Consider the following 2,726-nt stretch of genomic DNA (forward strand, 5'->3'; position numbering starts at 1 on the left):
CGTCCTCGCCAACGCCTGGGACACCGTGACCGCCCGTGTCGTCGAGGAGGCGGTCCCCGTCCGCGGCGCCCAGGTCCCAGGCCAGGCCCGCACTGGTGGTCGCGACAGCGGAGGCGCCCGCCTCCTCGACGACACGGGCGGTCACGGTGTCCCAGGCGTTGGCGAGGACGAGGGGCCGGCCGGGGATGTGCAGCTCGCGGAAGGTCAGGGCCTGTGCACGGAGATCGGTCATGCGGACGAGCCAATCACCGGGGCGGGCGGCTTGGCTGGCAGGAATCCGACACGTACGTGAGCCGCCCCGGCTCCCGGGCGCCCCGAGCCTCGCCCGTCTCCTCAACTCCCGGGCGGCACAGGCCTCTCCCGCGTCGTCAGCTCCCGGGCACCCCTGTCGTCGTCATCACCAGGACCACCGCCGAACGCACCTCCTGGACCGCCTTCTTCAAGGCGGGAGTCGTCGCCCCGCTGCGTTCGGCCAGGTCCTCGATCCGCTGCTTGTACTGCCGCTGTTCCTTGCCCGACAGCAGGGTGCGCAGCTCGGCCCCGGCGGCCAGGGCGACGAGTGCCGCGTCCTGCTCGGGCACCTCCTCCACCGGCCCGGGCCCCTCCAGCACCTCCCGGGCCTCCTCGCGCAGCCTGTCCACGGCGACGACGCGGTCGATCTCGTACTCCACGGACGGGAACACCCCGAGCACCCTCGTCTTCTCCGCGCGCAGGTACCCGTCTGCGGCGAGCTGCGCCCGTACGGCGTCCAGGGTGACGCGGGCCCGCAGGCCGACCCAGGTCTTCCACCTGTGCGGGCGGGACTCCTCGACGAGTTCCAGGAGCCCGTCGAGGACGGGGTCCCCGGTCTGGGCGTCGGGGTCCGTGGGGGTGGCGATGCCGTCCACGTCGGTGAGCAGCCCGCGCTGTGCCAGCTCGGTGAGGGCGCCGGCCCGGACGAGATGGGGGAGGTGGGCGGCGTCGGTGACCTTCAGCTTCGTGGTGTCCCAGGCCAGCAGGTAGAGCCGGGCGGGCAACGAGAGGGAACCGTCGGGCACGGGGTCTCCTTGGTGCGGTCGAGGTGAGGGCTCACGTTAATTCGTTGACAGCCGTGAGAGCCCTTCGTACGGTGTATGACGGTTCTGTTGTCGCCGATTGGAGAAGGACGTTGCTCGTCTGAGGTCCTGAGACACCTCGTCACACACGTATACGTGTGTGCGCAGCGTGCGACCTCGGCATTCGAGCCGTCCTTCGGAACAGGGCCTTCCCCTTTCCTTCCAGGATGCCTTGAGGACTTCCGACCGTCCTCCCGGCCGTCGTCGCCGCCCCGGTGTCTCGATACGCGTTGCCCTGACCGCATCAAGTACCGCGAGGCGCGTATGTCAACCTTCCCCACCTCCATCACCTGTACCTCCCTTTCCTTCGCCTGGCCGGACGGCACCTCCGTCTTCGACGATCTGCAGGTGGCCTTCGGGCCCGGCAGGACCGGGCTCGTCGGCGTCAACGGATCAGGGAAATCAACCCTGTTGAAGCTGATCGCCGGGCAACTGACCCCGGCCGACGGCACCGTGCGTGTCGCGGGCGAGGTCGGTTGTCTGCCGCAGAACGTCACCCTGGACACCGGTCTGCGGGTCGACGAGGCGCTGGACATCGCCGGCAAGCGGGCCGCGCTGCACGCCATCGAGGCGGGCGACGTGTCCGAGGCGCACTTCGACGTCGTGGGCGACGACTGGGACGTGGAGGAGCGAGCCGTCGCCACCCTCGGCGAACTCGGCCTCGGCCACATCGAGTTGGACCGCACCATCGGTGAGGTCTCGGGCGGTGAGTCGGTCCTGCTGCGGCTGGCCGCGCTGCTGCTGCGCCGGCCCGACGTCCTCCTGCTTGACGAGCCCACCAATAACCTCGACCTGTACGCGCGCCGACGGCTGTACGCGGCCGTCGAGGCCTGGTCCGGAGTCATGATCGTGGTCAGCCACGACCGTGAACTCCTGGACCTGGTCGACCAGATCGCCGATCTGCGTTCCGGCGAGGTGACCTGGTACGGCGGCAACTACTCGGCGTACGAGGAGGCGCTCGCCACCGAGCAGGAGGCGGCCGAGCGCATGGTGCGCGTCGCCGAGTCCGATCTGAAGAAGCAGAAGCGTGAACTGGCCGAGGCGCAGGTCAAGTTGGCCCGACGCAAGAAGTACGGACAGAAGATGTTCGACATCAAGCGCGAGCCCCGCGCCGTGATGAGGATGCGCAAACGTACGGCCCAGGAGTCCGCCGGCAAGCACCGGATCATGCACGAGGAGAAACTCGCCGAGGCGAAGGAGCGCCTCGACGACGCCGTGGACGCAGTGCGGGACGACGACGAGATCCGCGTCGACCTGCCGTACACGGCCGTACCGCCGGGCCGGAACGTACTGACGCTCCAGGACCTGGAGTTGGCGTACGGAGCGAGCGTGGGCAACTTCGATCTGCGCGGGCCCGAGCGGGTCGCGCTGATCGGGCGCAACGGGTCGGGCAAGACGACTCTGCTGCGGACGATCGCCGGGGAGCTGGAGCCGGTCTCCGGAGAGGCACAGGCACATGTGCCCCTACGTTTCCTGCCGCAGCGGCTCGACGTGCTCGACGACGAGCTGACGGTCGCCGAGAACGTGGCCCGTTTCTCGCCCGGCGCCACCAACAACCGGGTCCGGGCCCGCCTGGCCCGCTTCCTGTTCCGGGGCGCGCGGGCCGACCAGCGGGCTGCGACGCTCTCCGGC

At 69.9% G+C, this 2,726-nt stretch carries 3 protein-coding genes; 1 reads left to right on the top strand and 2 read right to left on the bottom strand.

The features are described 5' to 3' along the window. Both O3Q52_RS51685 and O3Q52_RS51690 read right to left on the bottom strand, forming a co-directional pair. A partial coding sequence (locus O3Q52_RS51685) for an isocitrate lyase/phosphoenolpyruvate mutase family protein (protein WP_269655337.1) occupies nucleotides 1–232 on the bottom strand: 232 nt, incomplete at its 3' end. 136 nt (nucleotides 233–368) lie between these two features. Then, on the bottom strand, nucleotides 369–1,037 hold the full coding sequence (locus O3Q52_RS51690) for a GPP34 family phosphoprotein (protein ID WP_269655338.1): 669 nt from the start codon (nucleotides 1,035–1,037) through the stop codon (nucleotides 369–371). A gap of 321 nt (nucleotides 1,038–1,358) precedes the next feature. Between O3Q52_RS51690 and O3Q52_RS51695 the strand changes: the two genes are divergently transcribed. Continuing rightward, nucleotides 1,359–2,726: ATP-binding cassette domain-containing protein (locus O3Q52_RS51695; RefSeq protein WP_269655339.1), on the top strand; the 1,368-nt coding region annotated here is incomplete at its 3' end.

It is taken from the genome of Streptomyces sp. ActVer, from assembly GCF_027270795.1.
GTDB lineage: Bacteria > Actinomycetota > Actinomycetes > Streptomycetales > Streptomycetaceae > Streptomyces > Streptomyces umbrinus_A.